The 2,869-nt window shown below is 56.7% G+C and carries 2 protein-coding genes and 2 pseudogenes; 3 read left to right on the top strand and 1 reads right to left on the bottom strand.

All coding sequences use genetic code 11. The features are described 5' to 3' along the window. From ACFDSS_RS14440 to ACFDSS_RS14430, 3 genes and pseudogenes are all read left to right on the top strand, one after another. Positions 1 to 290: pseudogene (locus ACFDSS_RS14440) on the top strand (gfo/Idh/MocA family oxidoreductase); the annotation flags it as partial. Between the two features lie 12 nt (positions 291 to 302). Beyond that, positions 303 to 1,193: a TIM barrel protein gene (locus tag ACFDSS_RS14435; protein WP_375256411.1), complete on the top strand. Its 891-nt coding sequence runs from the start codon at positions 303 to 305 to the stop codon at positions 1,191 to 1,193. A gap of 24 nt (positions 1,194 to 1,217) precedes the next feature. Further along, positions 1,218 to 2,372 carry a Gfo/Idh/MocA family protein gene (locus ACFDSS_RS14430; protein WP_375256410.1) on the top strand — a complete coding sequence of 385 codons (1,155 nt, stop codon included), beginning with the start codon at positions 1,218 to 1,220 and terminating at the stop codon, positions 2,370 to 2,372. A gap of 338 nt (positions 2,373 to 2,710) precedes the next feature. On the opposite strand, the pseudogene ACFDSS_RS14425 reads toward ACFDSS_RS14430, so the two are convergent. After that, positions 2,711 to 2,869 (bottom strand): annotated as a pseudogene (locus ACFDSS_RS14425) (transcriptional regulator); the annotation flags it as partial.

Below are 2,869 nucleotides of genomic sequence, written 5' to 3'. Positions count from 1 at the left end.
AAAACGCGCTGCACCTTTACACAATGGATGGCCCAGAGGCCGAACGCGGCTTTCGTAAGATCCTGACTGGTCCCGCCCACCCAGATTATTTGTCCTTTTGCCAAGGTCCCGGACATGGCACAGGCTACCAAGATCAAATCATCATCGAGGCCAAAGATTTCCTGACCGCCATCGACACCAAAACCAACATATGGCCGACCTTCGCCGAAGGGCTTGAGGTCAACCGCATCGTCACAGCCGCACTCGATTCCAGCGCCAAGAACGCTTGGGTCAACATCGCAGATTACTAAAGAAAGTACGCTATCATGATCAAAATCGGGAACGCGCCCTGTTCATGGGGTATCGAATTCGCATCCGACCCCGCCTACCCCACATGGCAATCGGTCCTCAGCCAATGCGCCGGTGCGGGCTATAAGGGCATCGAGCTGGGGCCGATTGGCTATATGCCAGAAGACCCCGCCATCTTGTCCGATGAATTGGCGAAGAACGACCTCAGCATCATCGGTGGCGTGGTGTTTCGCCCGTTCCATGATGCGGCGAAATGGGATGAGGTCATGGATGCCTCTGTACGGACCTGCAAGGCGCTCGTGGCACACGGCGCACAGCATCTGGTGCTGATTGACAGCATCTCTGCGCGGCGCGCACCCACCGCGGGCCGTGCGGATGAGGCCGAACAGATGGACACCGCCGAATGGACCGCGTTCCGCGACCGGATCGCGACAATCGCGAAGATGGGTACGGAAGAATTTGGGTTAACCGTTGGGATGCACGCCCATGCCGCAGGCTTCATCGATTTTGAACCGGAGCTGGAACGCCTGCTTGAAGAAGTCGACGAAAGCATCCTGAAAATCTGCTTTGACACTGGCCACCATTCCTATGCCGGATATGACCCCGTGGCCTTCATGACGCGTCACATCGACCGGATCAGCTACATGCACTTCAAAGATATCGACCCAGTTGTAAAAGCTGACGTGGTGGCCAAGCGCACAGACTTCTACAAAGCATGTGGGCAAGGCATCTTCTGCAACTTGGGCCAAGGCGATGTGGACTTCCCCGGTGTGCGGCAAGTCTTGTTGGACGCTGGTTTTGAAGGCTGGTGTACTGTTGAGCAAGACTGCGATCCATCCATGCCCGGCACCCCGCTTGAGGATGCCGAAAGCAACCGTAAATATCTGGAATCAATCGGCTTCTAAGCCTCTGTTACGAAAGAAAACGTCATGGCAAAACTACAATGGGGCATGATTGGCGGCGGCGAAGGCAGCCAGATCGGACCGGCACACCGTTTGGGTGCAGGCTTGGATAGCTTGTTCGAGTTCTCAGCCGGCGCACTCGACCACCGGCCCGATTACGGGATCGACTACGGCCAACGTCTGGGCTTGGGCGACCGCGCCTATGGCGGCTGGGAAGAAATGCTTGCGGCGGAAAAAAAGCGCGATGACCGCGTTGATCTGGTGACTGTGGCGACGCCAAATTCGACGCACTTTGAGATCACGAAAGCCTTCCTTGAAAACGGCTTTCATGTGCTGTGCGAAAAGCCGATGACGATGACCGTGGAAGAGGGCGAAGAGATCGTCGAGATCGCCAAAAAGACAGGCAATATCTGCGCGGTGAATTACGGCTACACCGGCTATTCGCTGGTCCGTCACATGCGGGCGATGATCGCGCGCGGTGACATTGGACAGGTGCGTCTTGTGAATGCCGAATTCGCGCATGGGCACCACGCCGATGCCACTGACGCCGACAACCCCCGCGTCCGCTGGCGTTATGACCCGGCGCAGGCGGGTGTTTCCGCCCAGTTTGCCGATTGCGGTATTCACGCGATGCATATGGCGAGCTTTGTGACAGGTCAGGAGGTAACAAAGCTCTCCGCGGATACCGTGTCTTGCATCGATGTGCGCACACTTGAAGACGATGCGATGGTGAATTTCCGCATGGACGGTGGTGCTGTTGGGCGGCTTTGGACCAGCTCCATCGCGATCGGGCGCCAGCACGGGCTTGGCATTCAGGTCTTTGGTGAAACGGGTGGTCTGCGCTGGTCGCAAGAGCAACCCAACCAGCTTTACTACATGCCACTTGGCGAAAGGCTGCAAGTGATTGAGCGTGGCGAGGCGAACCTGTCACCCGAGGCTGACCGCACATCCCGCGTCACCATCGGCCACGCCGAAGGGATGCCGCTGGCCTTCGCCAACATCTATTGCGATCTCGCAGAGGCGATTTCCGCCCGCAAAGAAGGGCGCACGATGGACCCGGCGGCCAATCTTTATCCACGCGCAGAGGATGGGTTGCGGTCGATGGCGGCGGTCTATGCAGTGGCCGCATCTGGGAAGGCCGACGGCAAGTGGCTGGACGCAAGACCGCCCATGTTTCGTTAGGTACTCCCGACTGTGCGGCTGCGTTGCGCTTTGCGCTCAATATTCGCGCTGTTGCGCCTTGTGTTGGTCAGGCAATCATCCAGGCAGATACTTACTTTGGCTGGGCCCATGAGAAGCATGATTGGCGATGTGTGATTACCATAGTGTCGGTGTCAACGCCTTGTGTCATCAGACCCTCATCTGCCATCCCGCGCTTAAACCCGTTTGCCGGTCAATCATATTGCGATTGCAGCGCTTTTGACAGTTAACATCACGAGCAGTAAACCCGCGCTGATCTTTCACCGTAGTTGACACAATGTTATTCAGACTAGGATTATTAAACATAATCAACCGCACCCCTACCCCAACGGCCTTAACGTCCCCCGCTCCACAATTGTGCAGCCAAAGAGCCGCGCCTCCGGGTAGCGGTTCTCGTTTTTCAATGATGCCTCTATCAACTCGATTGACGAGGCGATGATCTGTTTGATCGGGTTGTGGATTGTCGTCAGGTTGATGTT

The organism is Yoonia sp. (assembly GCF_042093035.1).
Lineage (GTDB): Bacteria > Pseudomonadota > Alphaproteobacteria > Rhodobacterales > Rhodobacteraceae > Yoonia.
This window is presented reverse-complemented; position numbering and strand designations above follow the sequence as displayed.

Bases quoted from the DNA above. Each gene is read 5' to 3' on its own strand.
- ACFDSS_RS14430 (WP_375256410.1), top strand. From the start codon at position 1,218: ATGGCAAAACTACAATGGGGCATGATTGGCGGCGGCGAAGGCAGCCAG.